Genomic DNA, 13,629 nt, shown 5'->3' with positions numbered 1-13,629 from the left:
TGCTGTGATGAAAGTCCATATCCTTGACGACTGGTTCGATACACTGCGCGGGCTGCCATGTTTTGACCTTCTGAATGGTCACGATGTTACAGTCTGGACAGACCATCAGCCCGATGAGGCCATATTGGCTGACCGCTTGCAGAATGCTGAATGCGTAGTCCTTTTTCGCGAGCGGACCAAGGTGTCGCGCGGATTGCTGGAGCGCCTGCCAAGGTTGCGGTTGATTTCGCAGCGCGGGGCCTATCCGCATGTGGATGTCGCTGCCTGCACCGACAACGGCGTGCTGCTGTGCTCCAATAAAGGCGCCGATGGCGCCAACTACGCGGCGGCGGAACTGACCTTCGCGCTGATCCTCTCGGCCATACGCCAACTGCCACAGCAGATGGCAAGCGCCAAGGCGGGAGGCTGGCAGATGGGCGTAGGGCGCAGCCTGCGTGGGCGACGGTTGGGGCTTTACGGATATGGACGCATTGGACGTGTGGTGGCCGACTATGCCCGCGCCTTCGGAATGGAGGTCGTCTGGTGGGGATCCGACGCAGGACGCGCGCGCGCCAAAGCCGATGGCGAGATTGTCGCCGAATGCCGCGCGGCCTTTTTCGGAACAAGTGACGTCGTCTCGTTGCACTTGAGACTAACACCTGAGACTCGAGGCAGTATTACCGCCGAAGACCTCGGCGCCATGTCGCCCCGCGCAGTGCTGGTGAACACGTCACGAGCCGGTCTGATTGCAGAAGGCGCATTGTTTCAAGCGCTCAACGCTGGCCATTTGGGCGCAGCAGCGGTGGATGTCTTTGACACAGAACCGCTGACTGATCCCGCTGACCCGCTGCTGTCACATCCCAAGCTTATCGCTACCCCGCATATAGGCTTTGTCACCGAAGACGAATTCAACAAGCAATTCACCGACATTTTCGCGCAAGTGAATGCCTATGCGGCGGGCGCGCCAATCCATATGATCAACCCTTCCGTCTACGCGCGATAAGGCCCGCGACCAGCGGCGCACCGACGATCACCAACACGATGCGGGTCAGGTGGTGTGTGATGACAAAGCCCAGATCGGCACCGGTCACGATGGCCAGAACCGTCATTTCGGCCTGCCCGCCAGGCGCGAAAGCGAGGAAAGCCTCAACCGGCTCGCCCAGTCCTGCCGTCGAAACGAAGGCCGTGAAACCTGCGGCCAAAACGCCGAGAACCAGAACATAAGCGATGCCCGCCAGCACCACCCGCGTCAGCTCGCCCCATGTCACGCCAAGAAAATGCACTCCGATCCCGCAGCCGATAAAGAACTGCGCGGTGAGGATGGATTCGGCGGGAGGTCGGCTGTGAATCAGACCGAAAAGCGAAAGCACAGCAGTGACAATCATGGGGCCAAGGATTGACGCGCCAAAGAGACCTATTCGCTCTCCCCCCTTCCAACCGATCAAGGCTGCAATGACCATCAAGGCCATCTCGCCCATAGGCAATTCTGTCGCCGGCGCGCCGATGGGATTGGTCAGCCCCGCCCCATAAACCAGCGTCAGGAAAGCGGGTGCAAGGGTGACGATAATCAACACCCGCGTGGCATGGATCAACGACAGTGCACGCGGATCGCCCCCCGCTTCGGTGCCAAAGATCACCATGTCCTGTAACCCGCCAGGCATCGCGGCGTAATAGGCCGTCGGCGCATCGAACCCCCAGATACGCCGAAAGAACGGCACGCCCACCAGCCCGATGAGCGCGATGAACACCGGCACCAGCGCCACCGACATCGCCATTTGCGGGAGTTGGTGAAAGAGCGCGGGTGTGATCGACGCGCCCACAGCCACCCCAAGGATCGTGCGCGCCGCGACCGAGACCTGCCCGAAGCCTTGGATCTGCACATGCGACAACGCCGCGATAAGGCAGGCCGCCATTGGGCCAAAGAGGAATGGCAGAGGCAGATCAAGCCACCAGAACAGCCCTACCCCCGCACCCGCGAGGATCAAGGTTAACGCACGACGCCGACTGACTGGGGAGCGGTATAAAGGGGGCAATTTTACGTATCCTTCCGGCCTTGACCTATATTGGATACACCTGTATCCAACTGTATGCAATAGGTGCAAGAGGAGCGTTCCATGAGCGAAGAAGACCGCACACCGCAAGGCAACTCTGCCTATAATCAACTGATGGACGAGCTGCGCGCCGGACGATTAAACCCAGGCGACAGGCTGCGTGAGACAGAATTAGCCGAGCGCTTGGGGGTGTCCCGCACCCCTGTGCGCGAGGCGATCCGTCAGTTGGAGACTGACGGCATCGTGGCCCATATCCCCCGCCAAGGGGCGAGCATTCGCACCCTGGGGTATGCCGAGGTGATGGAACTCTACGAGATGCGCGCCGTGCTGGAGGGCACAGCAGCACGGCTGGCCGCCCGCGCCGCGTCGGATATCGAGATTGAAGAACTGCAAGACATGAACCAGACCCTTGCCACTTTGGGGAACGTGCCCGAGGCCTTCATACTCAACCGCCAGTTTCACGCGGCACTACTGGATGCGGCCAAAAACCGATTTTTGACCCGCTCGATTCACACCTTGCAGAAAACGTTGCTGATTCTTGGTCCAACGACCCTGACCGATCCTGCCCGCGCCGAAAAAGCTGTCGAAGAACACTTTGGAATCCTCAATGCAATCAAGGCCCGCGACGGAACCCTCGCCGAAGCCGCCATGCGTGCGCACATTGAGGCCGCGCAGCGAGTCCGCGTGCGCGCCCTACGCACACAGCCGTCGAGCATCGAGACCTATGATGGAGACCTGCTGTGACCGAAGCATACGATATCGTCGTCATCGGCGGCGGCAATGCCGCGCTCTGCGCCGCGATCACCGCGGCCGAGGAAGGCGCCCGCGTGCTAATCCTTGAGACCGCGCCCAAACCCTACCGGGGCGGAAACTCGCGTCATACCCGCAACTTTCGCTGTATGCACCATGGGCCACTGGGACCGTTGGTGGAGAGCTACACCGAAGACGAATACCTTGCCGATCTGATGAAGGTAACGGGCGGCAAGACCGATCAACACCTCGCCCGCCTCGCCATCCGCACCTCGGAGGAATGCCTGCCTTGGATGGAGGAACATGGCGTCCGGTTTCAGCCGTCGCTCTCGGGCACCCTGTCGCTGGCGCGCACCAATGCATTCTTTCGCGGCGGCGGCAAAAGCCTTGTGAATGCCTATTACCGTACCGCCGAGGGGCTGGGGGTGGATGTGCTTTACGAAGCTGCCGTGACCCATCTGGAACTGGAAGGAGACCGGGTGACAAGGGTGGATTATACCCATGAAGGCATCAACAAGAGCCTCTCGGCCAAATCCGTTGTCGTGGCCTCCGGCGGCTTTCAGGCTGACACCGACTGGCTGGCGCGCGCATGGGGGCCCGCCGCGAAGAATTTCCTGATCCGCGGCACACCCTACAATCGCGGCGTCGTGCTGGCTGATCTGCTGGATCAAGGCATCTCACAGGTCGGCGACCCGACCCAATGCCATGCCGTCGCCATCGATGGACGCGCGCCAAAGTTTGACGGCGGAATCGTGACGCGGCTGGACTGCGTGCCCTTCTCAATCGTCGTCAACAAGGACGCGCAGCGTTTCTATGATGAAGGTGAGGATGTCTGGCCCAAACGCTACGCGATCTGGGGCCGTTTGGTGGCTGCGCAGCCTGATCAGGTGGGCTATGTCATCATCGACGCGAAATCTCTGAACCTTTTCATGCCTTCCGTCTTTCCGCCGATCAAAGCGGATACACTGACGGAACTGGCCGAGAAGATGGGCCTGCCGGCTGATGCGCTGGAGCAAACAGTGGCCGAGTTCAACGCAGCCTGCGGCGATCAAAGCGGCATTCACCCGACCGAGCTTGACGGTGTGGCGACCCACGGGATCACCCCGCCCAAAACCAACTGGGCGCGCCCGATCTCTGAGCCACCGTTCTACGGCTACAGCCTGCGCACCGGTGTGACCTTTACCTATCTCGGGCTGAAGGTGGACGAAAACGCGCAATGTTCCATCGGCGACCAGCTTGTCAGCAATCTCTGGGCGGCGGGCGAAACCATGGCCGGCTCGATTTTGGGGCAAGGCTATCTCGCCGGATTCGGCATGACCATCGGCACCGTCTTCGGACGTATCGCAGGCAAGGAGGCCGCAGCCCATGCAAATTGATCTACTTCAAGAAGCCCGCAGACAGGTCGAAATTTGCAATGCCTGCCGGTATTGCGAAGGCTACTGCTCTGTCTTCCCTGCCCTACAGGCGGAACGCGCGTTCTCCGACGGCGACCTGACGCAACTGGCGAACCTGTGTCACAACTGCCGTGGCTGTTACTACGCGTGCCAATACACGGCCCCGCATGAGTTTGAGTTGAACCTGCCCCAAGCCCTGGCTGACGTGCGCCAAGACAGCTGGGAAGAGTTTGCCTTTCCCCGTGCCGCCGCAAAAGCCTTTCAGAAAAACGGCCTCGCTATCGTGCTCGCCACTGTGTTGGGCTTTGCCCTTCTGTTCTGGGCCGCCCGCTCGCTGTCTGCTGGGGGAGGCGAAGGTTTCTACGCGGTACTGTCACACAACGCGATGGCCGCGATCTTCCTGCCCGCTTTCCTGTTTCCATTGTTGAGCATTGCCATTGGCCTCCGTCGCTATTGGAAAACCGTTGGCGGTGCCACGATCCACCTGTCCCATTTGCGTGAGGCCACCACCTCCATCGCGAATATGCGCAACCTTAAAGGTGGCCACGGTGATGGCTGCAACTTTGAGGACGAGGACCGCTTCACGCATGCCCGACGCTATGCGCATCAGGCGATCATGTATGGCTTTCTTCTGTGCTTTGCCTCGACCAGTGTGGCGACGCTGATGCACTATCTACTGGATATGCCCGCCCCCTACGGGCTGTTTTCCGCGCCCAAGATCCTTGGACTGTCCGGCGGCCTTCTATTGGTTCTGGGCTGTACCAAGATGATTTGGCTAAAGCTGCGCTCAGACAAGGCGCTTGGCGCAACCAATGCCTTTGGCGGCGAGATCGCCTTCACTGGACTGCTGGGATTTGTCGGACTGAGTGGCCTGTTGCTCTATGCAGCAGGTGGCTCCAGTTGGATGCCAAGTCTTCTGGTCATTCACCTCGGCGCGGTGCTGGCATTCTTCTTGCTGACGCCTTTCACCAAGATGGCCCATGGCTTCTATCGAATGGCCGCCTTGGTGCGGGATGCACAGCGGCGCGAAGGTAGCTGACGGCTCGGACTTCGAACCGCAGATAATCCGAAATGCACTGCTTCACTGACTAAGCTCTCCTGCCAAGAAACACACAAATAGCAGCGTGAAGTTCTCACGTCGCGAACTGTCAGACCAGACGGCGAAGATTCCCAGCGGCATGAGTTGCCATTCCGGGAAAAGGCGTATCATCTTGCCGGCAGCTGTCGCCGGGCTGGTGAATATAGGATCTGTCTCTGGGTCAAAGAAGGCGGGGGTTTTTATCGGGTCCCCGAAACTGCCGTCCGCTTCAAAGGTATAGCTCGCAAGTGTTCCATCGCCACATACGGTAGAAAAGGACAAACCCTCGGCGGCCGGCATGATGGTCCAACAGCCCGGTGTTGGAATTTCCGCGATATGTTTTCCTTCTTCTAGGGAGACAACGCCAACCGAAGTGGCGGGAGTCGCATACTGTATTAGAACGAACTTTTCATCAGCTGTAAGGGCGACCATCGTGGGCTGGTTTGTCGCCATCACGAGCCGATCGGAAATCGGAATTTCGCGCAGGAGTGTAAGGCTTTGCGTATCCCATTCGGCGAGAACCGGATCATCGGGTCCAGAGATTATGCGCTTGAAATAGTGTGAGGCGCTATAGATCCGCGCACCATCACACGTGAGCCTGCGGTTCTCAGCCTCATAATCCACAGATGATGCCTGTGACGCAGCCTTCGCGCAATGCTTCATCCATGTGTAAAGTGAATAAGTGCTGACGCCCAATCGCTCTGAAACCTCACGAACTGGATATACACGCACCTTGATCTGATGCACAGAATCACGCTTGAAATCTTCACTGAAATTTGACGTCCCCATAACGGCCTCCGTACCTCAAAATTAGGGAAGAAAGCGTCTACAATATTAGGGGCTATTCAGAGTGTAGGCGTTGGTGGTTGCAGAAGGTCATCCATTTCCGGATGCCCGTCTTTGCTTCAGCCCCGGCCTCTCAGGCATGCAGGTAAACACACTCGTATTTCAGGGTCCGCAAAAGCCGCTCGATGAAGGTATTTTCGAGAAACCGCTCCCTTCCGTCCATCGAGATGCGCACGACGGTCCGTCCAGACGAAGGAGGAGAACTGGTTCCTATTATATGACTATCAGTATTCATTATCTCGGGCGGGCCAAACTTGTGGTTGGCCTCGTTCAGCGCCTCGACCTTTGCCTGGCAGGCGATTTGCAACGCATATCTGCCGAGAGGGGCAGAAGTTGGCCTCAAGCGTGTTCGAGATCCACCAGGACAGAACCTTGCGGGAGTGCCAGTCCATGATGGCGACCAGATACAGGAACCCGCGCCGCATCGGTAGATAGGTAATGTCCGAGCACCAGGCTTGGTTCGGGCGATCCACGCGCAGACCTCTCAGCAGGTAAAGATAGGTCTTTTGCCCTTTCGCCCGCTTGCTGGTATTAGGCTTCTGATAGATTGGCATCAGATTGAAGTTCTGCGCGGCCTCGCCCTTCGCCGTGTAATAGAATGACGTACGTGAGATCGACAGCAGCTTGCTCTGCTGGACGACAGACAGTTGGGGGGGATCGGGCTCAATCATACCGCGCCTCACTTCCCGCCCCAAGGCTTCAGCTTTCTTTCCCAAAAAAAGAGCTGGCCACGGCGTGCGCCCACTCTCTCCAACGCATGGCCTTCGCGGGCTTACCACACAATCTTGGCCTGGAGTTCCTTCACCTGCTCCTCATTGATCTCGGGCTTCTTTCTGCCGCCGCGTTCAAACATGCCGGAGGCGCCCTAATGGAGCGAACGTTTCCATTGATGGATCATCGTCGGATGCCCCCCCGAACCGGCTCGCCATCTCGGCGGCGGTCTCCTCGCCCTTCAGGGCCTCCAGCGCGATCTTCGCCTTAAATTCAGGCGCATGTTGTTTGCGTTTCGACATATCTAATCTCCTTCGCGTTGAAGATCAGCAGACTGCAAATCACATCTTACGTCAGTGTCCAATGAACTACCCCGCTGACTTCAGCCTACGGCTCGTTGCGGGCCTTAGTCACAAGCCATGCCGCGTTGCAACTTCACCAGACTGGACTGTTATTCATCACTCAGCTTTATGCGTTGCTCGATGATGGATAGAATTCTCATTCTCTTCTCTTCCGTCATCGTAGCTAAGTTTTGTTTGTCCGGCAGTGCAAAAAACCTTCATTGGAGGATTTTGACCAATCTCAAAATAACGTGTGCAGACACCTACATGTTTGCAAGGCTGGACCAGCGATACTAAGCCGAGAGAACCCTATCCAAGCGAGGTTTGATGAAAAATGTCATTGCGAGGCTCATCGCAACGGCAACTGGCAATGCCGCAATCAGGATACTGACCCAATATCCACCGAACCCCGCGCCCCAGCCATGCAATTGCAGGGTAGTTACGCTAGCCATCATGCTTTCCATCAGCAACGCCATGCTCGCACCCAGCAGGATTTTTTGCTTACCAGCCGCCATATTTGGGAAAACGATGCTGATGACTTTGCTCATCAGATACATGAGCGCAAAACCAAGTGGGGCAATGACAAGCGCGGCCCTCATCCAAACGGGCAGCCATGCATCGATAAATCGCTGCCCATCCGGCAACCCCGCATATGTCATAACAGCAGTCATAAGCCCCGTCAGTGTAAGAAGCATCGCGGCAAGCAGGCTAACCTTGGTAAGTGTCTTGTTCATCTTGTCTATCCATCAGTTCTGAGGTATGTTGACTTTATCAACTAAATTTAATTGTGGATAAAGTCAACCAAAAAAGGTAAGCCGCAAACATGGACACCTCTTCTGAGCTATCACAGCTGATGAACATATTTATGCGCCGCATGAAAACAGGCATGCAGCAACGGGTTAAAGATATCGCCCCAAGCGGCTTTGGGCCGCAGGGCGCTATGGTTCTTCAGATCGTGGCCAATGCTCAGCCAATACCGATAAACGCCTTGGTCGCTGAATTGGCCCGCGACAAATCACAAGTGACACGAATGGTTTCCGAACTGGAAGGCTACGGGTTGATCCAACGCAGCAATGACCCCAACGATGCCCGCGTTCGTTTGCTGAGTTTAACGGATGAGGGGCAAGCTTTGGCCGCGTCCTTGACCAAGGTAATGACAGACGTGGTCAGTGGTATCCTCGACCCGCTATCTGCGTCTGAGCAGGAGCAACTTGTCGAGATCATGCGGAAAATTTGACCTGTTATGGGGGGCAATCGCTCTGAATTGAGATGAATGGCCGCTTTCAAACGGAAGGTAGAAAAGCCTACGCGACTGTTTGTACCCCAAAAATTTGAGCGGGGAACTTATAAGGTTTGCACAACAAAAAAACGAAATGGACTTTTTCAAAGAAGATTAGTTTTCTGATCGGTCGATACGTCACTGCCGTTCAAGCAAAAATAGCCCTCAAACGTGCGTCAAAAACCATAGTATTTTCAGATCAACCATATTTAGAGCAGTGATCTAACGACGCCACCCAAAACAACGGCACCTCAACCACCCATGCGCCCGAGTAGGTACAATTCAAGTTGTACGAATGCATCATAGATCAACACCGCGAAGAGCCCGACGATCAATCCGCCTTGCAATACGTACGCGGTGTTGTTGGTCAAGAGCCCGGCGATGATAACCTCTCCCAGCGTTCGGGCCGCGACAGTAGAGCCTATCGTCGCCGTGCCCAAGGCGATGACAATGGAGAGCCGGATGCCCGTCAGGGTTACCGGCAATGCCAGCGGCAGTTCGACCCGCAAAAGGCGTTGCCAGCGGCTAAGGCCAATACCGCGTGCGGATTCCATTGTGGCGCGGGGAAGATTGGTCAACGCGGTGACTGCGTTCTCGAATATCGGTAGCAACCCATAGAGGAAAAGCGCCACCAGCGTCGGCCCGGCACCGAAACCCAAAGAAGGAACGGCCAGCGCCAGTACTGCGACGGGCGGAAACGTCTGCCCCATATTGGTGATCGTGCGCGACAACGGTCGGAATGCAGCGCCAGCCGGACGCGTCACAAGAATGGCGAGCGTCACTGCGACAATTGTCGCCGCAGCCGAGGCAAGCGCCACGATTCCAAGGTGACTAACCGACAAGGACAGCATTGATGCCCGTTGATAGATCACAGGACCACCGTCGGGCGCGAAGGGTGCAAATATCGGAACAAACCATTCGGTCCGCAGCACCAAAGCCAGCAGGAGTGCGATCAGCACGGAGCGAAGGATCAGGCCGATTTTCATACGTGTGCCCCGGCACGTGCGCGAATGGCTTTGAGTGTCACACGTCCTACAACGGCGCCCCCTCTGGTGGCGGGCAAGGCATCGCGCCCTGTCCACAGGCAGGCTGAGAGGGCGTCTCGCAAGCTTGCGGTTTCTGGCAGTGCCTCTCCGTCGGCTTCACCCGGCTCGATGATTTCGGACACTGAGATCAACGACAAAAGCCGCAGAGGCCGTTCGGCATCTCCGACCATGTTTGCCACGAAGTCTGTCGCGGGTCGGGCGATGATTTCGGCTGGGGGGGCATATTGTACCAGCTTGCCACCATCCATCACGGCGACTTGGTCCCCCAGACTGATGGCTTCTTCCATGTCATGGGTCACCAACATAATCGTCGATCCCAGCTTGCGCTGGATCTGTCGCAGGTCTTCTTGCGCCTGGGTCCGGATGATCGGGTCCAATGCGCCGAAGGGTTCGTCCATCAGCAACAGATCAGGCCGCGATGCCAGTGCGCGCGCCACGCCGACACGCTGTTGCTGCCCACCGGACAGTTCGGCCGGAAAGCGGTCGCGGAATTCTGTAGGGTCCATTGAAAACAGCGCAAGCAATTCATCGACGCGGGCATCGATTTTGCCGCGGGGCCATTTCAGCAATTCGGGAACCGCGCCGATATTGCGAGCCACCGTATGGTGTGGGAAAAGTCCGTGGCCCTGAATGGCGTAGCCGATGCGCCGTCTCAAAAGATGTGGTTTAACCGATAAGGTGGATGTGCCGTTGATCCGCACTTCGCCAGAAGTCGGTTCCTCAAGGCGGTTTATCATCCGCAATAACGTGGTTTTGCCAGACCCCGAGGTGCCAACAATCACGGTGATCGATCCTGTTTCCACCGTCATGGATACTGCATCGACCGCGTTTACCTTGCCGTAGGTTTTGGTGATGTGGTCTATCTCGATCATGCTGCCTCCTCGGGTGTTTGACGGGTGAGCTCTACCAGAATGTCCATGACAATTGCCGCCGATAGGGCCAGCACAACTGTGGGTAATGCGCCTAACAGGATCAGATCAGTCGCGGTCTGGTTCAGCCCTTGAAAGACGAAAGTCCCGAAACCGCCACCACCAATTAACCCAGCAATGACGGCAAGGCCGATGTTCTGCACAAGCACGATGCGCAAACCGGTCAGGATGATCGGCAGACCAAGCGGCAACTCAACGCGCAACAGACGCTGGGCAGGCGTCATTCCCATGCCGCGTGCGGCCTCCAGCGTGGCGGACGGCGTAGAGGCGAGGCCAGCAACCGTGTTCCCAACGACAGGAAGTAGGGAATAGAGTAACAGAGCCAGAAATGCAGGAGCAAACCCGATTCCTGCGATGCCGATTGCTTGCGCCCACGGAACGGTACTTCCGAACCATCCAAGGATCGGGATCATCAACCCGAACATGGCAAGTGACGGAATGGTCTGCAAAAAGCTGAGCACCGGGAGGATTGCACCCCGCAGCTGCGCGTTCCTGTGGCAAAGGATACCAAGCGGAAAGCCGATCACCGCAGCCGCTGCAACTGACCCGAAAGCAAGCCCCAGATGCCGCAACAACTCGGTGAAGAATGCGTCACGCCGGCTGGAAAACTCCTGAAGAACCGACAAGTCGGACAGCAGGCCCGAGCCTAGGATGAGGGCCAATGCAACAAGAGCTGAGACAAACAATAGACCGCGCATGAACGGCCCCGGCTTCAGTGCGGCCAACGCATCAGCCATCAGCAGCATAAGAACGACCAGCAGGCACCAAAATCCCGCCGACGGTGAAACGCGTGCATACTCTCCGGCTTGCGACAGCAGAACGGGCGCGCCTCTGGAGAGCAGCCAGAGCAGCCCCGTCAGGCCAAGAACCGCCCCCAGCAAACGCAGGCGGGTCCACCCTGCGACTAGGCCCATAGCCAAACCGATGACCACCGCCGCCAATCCTGGGGCGGTGATCGCTGGCCCCGCAATGTTCCATGCGACTATGCCATCACCGGCCACGATGCGATTAGCCGCAAGTGTCATGAAAGGGGCCAGCAACGCGGCCAGGCCCAGCACGGCAAAAAGCAAGCCGGGCGGCGAGATATGTGCGCGAAAGCCCGTCATGTTCCGGCCTCTAGGCAATCAATCCAAAACACCCATCTCAGTCAGGTATTGGCGTGCCACATCTTCGGCAGGCTCTCCACCGACCTGGATGCGACCGTTCAGCTGTTGCAGTGTCTGCATATCAAGTTCGGCAAAGATCGGGTTCAGGATTTCCGGTATCGAGGGATATTCCGACAAAACGTCAGCCCGAATAATTGGAGCAGGCTCATAAACCGGCTGCACGCCTTTGTCGTCTTCCATCACGACGAGTCCAGTCGCGCCGACACCCCCGTCAGTGCCGTATACCATGGCTGCGTTCACACCCGATGTGCCGCGTGCTGCGGCTTGGATCGTTGCGGCCGTATCGCCACCGGATAGGATTATCGTTTGATCGGAGGTCAGGCTAAACCCGTAAGTGTTCTGCATCGCAGGCAGAACCGCAGGAGAAGAAACAAATTCTGTCGAGGCCGCAAGTTTGACGTCGCCGCCACCCGCAACCCAAGCGCCGAAGTCAGACATTGTCACCAACTCATTCTCCGCCGCAACCTCACCAGTCACCGCGATGGCCCACGTGTTATTTGCGGGTGCGGGATCAAGCCATGTGACGTTGTTCTGTTCACTATCCAACTCCGCCGCGCGGGCGTGTGCCGCAGCAGGATCCTTCCAGACATCGCTGTCTGCTTCGTTAAAGAAAAACGCGGCGTTGCCGGTATATTCGGGGTAAATATCGATCTGATTAGACAGCAGTGCTTCGCGTACAATCTGCGTGCCGCCAAGCTGCAGGCGACGCTCGACTGGTAAGTCTGCGTCTTCCAATGCCAAGGCTATGATATTGCCCAACAAACCGCCCTCAGTGTCGATTTTGGAAGAAACCGTAACGTCGGCAGTAGCTGTGGTCGCCAGAAGGGCGGAAAGGCCTATTACTGAAATAAACTGGCTGGGTTTCATGATTAACTACTCCGATATTGTAGGATTGTGGTTGTGGTAAAACTATGTTTTTTTAGCGTAGCACGGCTGGCCTTGAAGCCAAGTTCTGTCTCATTTCACGCTTCCCAGGGGGGGAGGCACTTGGAGCCGAGGGGATTTATTCATTATGCTCCGTTTTTGCGATCCCGTTTGCGCGGGCTTCTAACAATGCAGTCGCATTCTGAATACAGACCTTCAAGGTCTTCCATTGTCATCTTTCCGGTCAAACAACCCGCGATCGCTGGCGGCGCAAATTGTAACCCAGCCGATAGGCCTCCAGCGCAATCAGCGGCACAAAATGCACCATCGCAGCACCAACCCCGCCCCATTCATGCAGCGCGGCCCAATGCAGGAGCGTCAGCACTGCGGCCCCGTAGATGAACCGTTGGAGGGTCTTCCAACGAGGCCCCAATTTGCGCACCCAGCCGTCTGTCGATGTGACGGCCAAAGGCACAAAGATGAGAAAGGCAATCCAGCCCGTCCAGATGTAGAATTTGGAGATTTCTCCGCCCGTAAAGGCGACCGCACCTTCGTCGATGAGATACAGGATCGCATGGGCAAAGGCATAGGCAAAGGCCGCAACGCCGAGATAACGCCGCCGCTTCATCAGCCATCGTGGGCCACGCCACCCTTTGAGCAACATCATCAAGGGCGTGATCATCATCGCGATGATCATGAACCGTGCCGCAAATTCACCTGTGGGGTGCAGCAGTGCCTTGATTGCTTCGGGATCATCTGAGGATAGTCCGAGTACCAATGGAATGGCGGGCAGCGTCAGGATGGCCCAGAAGGTATAGGGGGAATTGAAAAACGTTTTAATTGAAGACATCAGGGCTACTTTCATCATTGGATGTTGAGCGGAACAAAAGAATGGTAAACACAACATCTGGAACGGTTTGTATGGCGGGAATGAGCAGGGCAGCCCATTCCCGCGTCAGTTTTCAACGTGGCGGCTTAGCCTGCAAGTGATCCGAAATAGTCGTCCCAGCTTTGATGCGGTCTACCTGCGATCTCCGCAAAGTTGCTAGGTTCATCGTAGATGCCGAGACGAATGCCCTCATAAATGCCGCCGATAATAGGACCGATGAAGCCGCCCAATTCGGCCACGCGATCCGCGACGAAGTCTTCGGGTGTCATTGCGCGGTAGGTCAGTGAGGTGCCAAACGCGCTGTTC

The 13,629-nt window shown here is 57.1% G+C and carries 15 protein-coding genes and 1 pseudogene; 5 read left to right on the top strand and 11 right to left on the bottom strand.

Annotation, left to right across the window (positions count from 1 at the left end):
• Positions 1-7 precede the first annotated feature (7 nt).
• On the top strand, positions 8-982 hold the full coding sequence (locus tag ACN0TS_RS10935; protein ID WP_417259393.1) for a D-2-hydroxyacid dehydrogenase family protein: 975 nt from the start codon (positions 8-10) through the stop codon (positions 980-982).
• Here ACN0TS_RS10935 and ACN0TS_RS10930 read toward each other — a convergent pair.
• Complete coding sequence (locus ACN0TS_RS10930) at positions 957-2,012, bottom strand: AbrB family transcriptional regulator (RefSeq protein WP_417259392.1); 1,056 nt, start codon at positions 2,010-2,012, stop codon at positions 957-959. The two genes, ACN0TS_RS10935 and ACN0TS_RS10930, sit on opposite strands and share 26 nt — an antisense overlap.
• 81 nt (positions 2,013-2,093) lie before the next feature.
• Between ACN0TS_RS10930 and ACN0TS_RS10925 the strand changes: the two genes are divergently transcribed.
• Genes ACN0TS_RS10925 through tcuB form a run of 3 tightly spaced genes read left to right on the top strand, consistent with a single transcriptional unit; the run spans position 2,094 to position 5,213 of the window.
• Positions 2,094-2,774 carry a GntR family transcriptional regulator gene (locus ACN0TS_RS10925; RefSeq protein ID WP_417259391.1) on the top strand — a complete coding sequence of 227 codons (681 nt, stop codon included), beginning with the start codon at positions 2,094-2,096 and terminating at the stop codon, positions 2,772-2,774.
• Positions 2,771-4,156 carry an FAD-dependent tricarballylate dehydrogenase TcuA gene (tcuA, locus tag ACN0TS_RS10920; protein WP_417259390.1) on the top strand — a complete coding sequence of 462 codons (1,386 nt, stop codon included), beginning with the start codon at positions 2,771-2,773 and terminating at the stop codon, positions 4,154-4,156. The genes ACN0TS_RS10925 and tcuA overlap by 4 nt, the downstream gene beginning before the upstream one ends.
• The gene (gene tcuB, locus ACN0TS_RS10915; RefSeq protein ID WP_417259389.1) at positions 4,146-5,213 is read left to right on the top strand and encodes a tricarballylate utilization 4Fe-4S protein TcuB; all 1,068 of its coding nucleotides are present in this window, start codon (positions 4,146-4,148) and stop codon (positions 5,211-5,213) included. The genes tcuA and tcuB overlap by 11 nt, the downstream gene beginning before the upstream one ends.
• Positions 5,214-5,255: 42 nt before the next feature.
• Here the strand turns inward: tcuB and ACN0TS_RS10910 are convergent, their stop codons facing one another.
• From ACN0TS_RS10910 to ACN0TS_RS10895, 4 genes are all read right to left on the bottom strand, one after another.
• Complete coding sequence (locus ACN0TS_RS10910) at positions 5,256-6,041, bottom strand: amine dehydrogenase large subunit (protein ID WP_417259388.1); 786 nt, start codon at positions 6,039-6,041, stop codon at positions 5,256-5,258.
• Positions 6,042-6,322: 281 nt separating this feature from the next.
• Positions 6,323-6,769, bottom strand: a complete 447-nt coding sequence (locus ACN0TS_RS10905; protein WP_417259387.1) for a DDE-type integrase/transposase/recombinase — start codon at positions 6,767-6,769, stop codon at positions 6,323-6,325.
• 174 nt (positions 6,770-6,943) lie between these two features.
• Positions 6,944-7,111: a hypothetical protein gene (locus ACN0TS_RS10900; protein WP_417259386.1), complete on the bottom strand. Its 168-nt coding sequence runs from the start codon at positions 7,109-7,111 to the stop codon at positions 6,944-6,946.
• 332 nt (positions 7,112-7,443) lie between these two features.
• Complete coding sequence (locus ACN0TS_RS10895) at positions 7,444-7,884, bottom strand: DUF2798 domain-containing protein (protein ID WP_417259385.1); 441 nt, start codon at positions 7,882-7,884, stop codon at positions 7,444-7,446.
• A 131-nt stretch (positions 7,885-8,015) separates the two neighbouring features.
• Between ACN0TS_RS10895 and ACN0TS_RS10890 the strand changes: the two genes are divergently transcribed.
• The gene (locus ACN0TS_RS10890) at positions 8,016-8,387 is read left to right on the top strand and encodes a MarR family winged helix-turn-helix transcriptional regulator (RefSeq protein ID WP_417259384.1); all 372 of its coding nucleotides are present in this window, start codon (positions 8,016-8,018) and stop codon (positions 8,385-8,387) included.
• A 293-nt stretch (positions 8,388-8,680) separates the two neighbouring features.
• Here ACN0TS_RS10890 and ACN0TS_RS10885 read toward each other — a convergent pair whose 3' ends face one another.
• From ACN0TS_RS10885 to ACN0TS_RS10860, 6 genes and pseudogenes are all read right to left on the bottom strand, one after another.
• A complete protein-coding gene (locus ACN0TS_RS10885; protein WP_417259383.1) occupies positions 8,681-9,415 on the bottom strand; it encodes an ABC transporter permease in 735 nt (244 codons plus the stop codon).
• The gene (locus ACN0TS_RS10880) at positions 9,412-10,347 is read right to left on the bottom strand and encodes an ABC transporter ATP-binding protein (RefSeq protein WP_417259382.1); all 936 of its coding nucleotides are present in this window, start codon (positions 10,345-10,347) and stop codon (positions 9,412-9,414) included. The genes ACN0TS_RS10885 and ACN0TS_RS10880 overlap by 4 nt, the downstream gene beginning before the upstream one ends.
• The gene (locus ACN0TS_RS10875) at positions 10,344-11,510 is read right to left on the bottom strand and encodes an ABC transporter permease (RefSeq protein WP_417259381.1); all 1,167 of its coding nucleotides are present in this window, start codon (positions 11,508-11,510) and stop codon (positions 10,344-10,346) included. Before ACN0TS_RS10875 ends, ACN0TS_RS10880 begins: the two co-directional genes overlap by 4 nt.
• Positions 11,511-11,528: 18 nt before the next feature.
• Positions 11,529-12,437, bottom strand: coding sequence for an ABC transporter substrate-binding protein (locus ACN0TS_RS10870; RefSeq protein WP_417259380.1), 909 nt, complete (start codon positions 12,435-12,437; stop codon positions 11,529-11,531).
• 241 nt (positions 12,438-12,678) lie between these two features.
• On the bottom strand, positions 12,679-13,284 hold the full coding sequence (locus ACN0TS_RS10865; RefSeq protein WP_417259379.1) for a sulfite oxidase heme-binding subunit YedZ: 606 nt from the start codon (positions 13,282-13,284) through the stop codon (positions 12,679-12,681).
• Positions 13,285-13,409: 125 nt separating this feature from the next.
• Positions 13,410-13,629, bottom strand: a pseudogene (locus tag ACN0TS_RS10860) (SDR family NAD(P)-dependent oxidoreductase); the annotation flags it as partial.

This window comes from Celeribacter sp. (assembly GCF_048266405.1).
Classification (GTDB): domain Bacteria; phylum Pseudomonadota; class Alphaproteobacteria; order Rhodobacterales; family Rhodobacteraceae; genus Celeribacter.
Note: the sequence above shows the minus strand (reverse complement) of the source record. Positions and strands in the feature narration are given on the sequence as shown.

Coding starts and splice junctions, on each gene's coding strand:
- ACN0TS_RS10935 (WP_417259393.1), top strand. CDS start 8: ATGAAAGTCCATATCCTTGACGACTGGTTCGATACACTGCGCGGGCTG.
- ACN0TS_RS10925 (WP_417259391.1), top strand. CDS start 2,094: ATGAGCGAAGAAGACCGCACACCGCAAGGCAACTCTGCCTATAATCAA.
- tcuB (WP_417259389.1), top strand. CDS start 4,146: ATGCAAATTGATCTACTTCAAGAAGCCCGCAGACAGGTCGAAATTTGC.
- ACN0TS_RS10910 (WP_417259388.1), bottom strand. CDS start 6,041: ATGGGGACGTCAAATTTCAGTGAAGATTTCAAGCGTGATTCTGTGCAT.
- ACN0TS_RS10905 (WP_417259387.1), bottom strand. CDS start 6,769: ATGATTGAGCCCGATCCCCCCCAACTGTCTGTCGTCCAGCAGAGCAAG.
- ACN0TS_RS10900 (WP_417259386.1), bottom strand. CDS start 7,111: ATGTCGAAACGCAAACAACATGCGCCTGAATTTAAGGCGAAGATCGCG.
- ACN0TS_RS10895 (WP_417259385.1), bottom strand. CDS start 7,884: ATGAACAAGACACTTACCAAGGTTAGCCTGCTTGCCGCGATGCTTCTT.
- ACN0TS_RS10890 (WP_417259384.1), top strand. CDS start 8,016: ATGCGCCGCATGAAAACAGGCATGCAGCAACGGGTTAAAGATATCGCC.
- ACN0TS_RS10885 (WP_417259383.1), bottom strand. CDS start 9,415: ATGAAAATCGGCCTGATCCTTCGCTCCGTGCTGATCGCACTCCTGCTG.
- ACN0TS_RS10880 (WP_417259382.1), bottom strand. CDS start 10,347: ATGATCGAGATAGACCACATCACCAAAACCTACGGCAAGGTAAACGCG.
- ACN0TS_RS10875 (WP_417259381.1), bottom strand. CDS start 11,510: ATGACGGGCTTTCGCGCACATATCTCGCCGCCCGGCTTGCTTTTTGCC.
- ACN0TS_RS10870 (WP_417259380.1), bottom strand. CDS start 12,437: ATGAAACCCAGCCAGTTTATTTCAGTAATAGGCCTTTCCGCCCTTCTG.
- ACN0TS_RS10865 (WP_417259379.1), bottom strand. CDS start 13,284: ATGTCTTCAATTAAAACGTTTTTCAATTCCCCCTATACCTTCTGGGCC.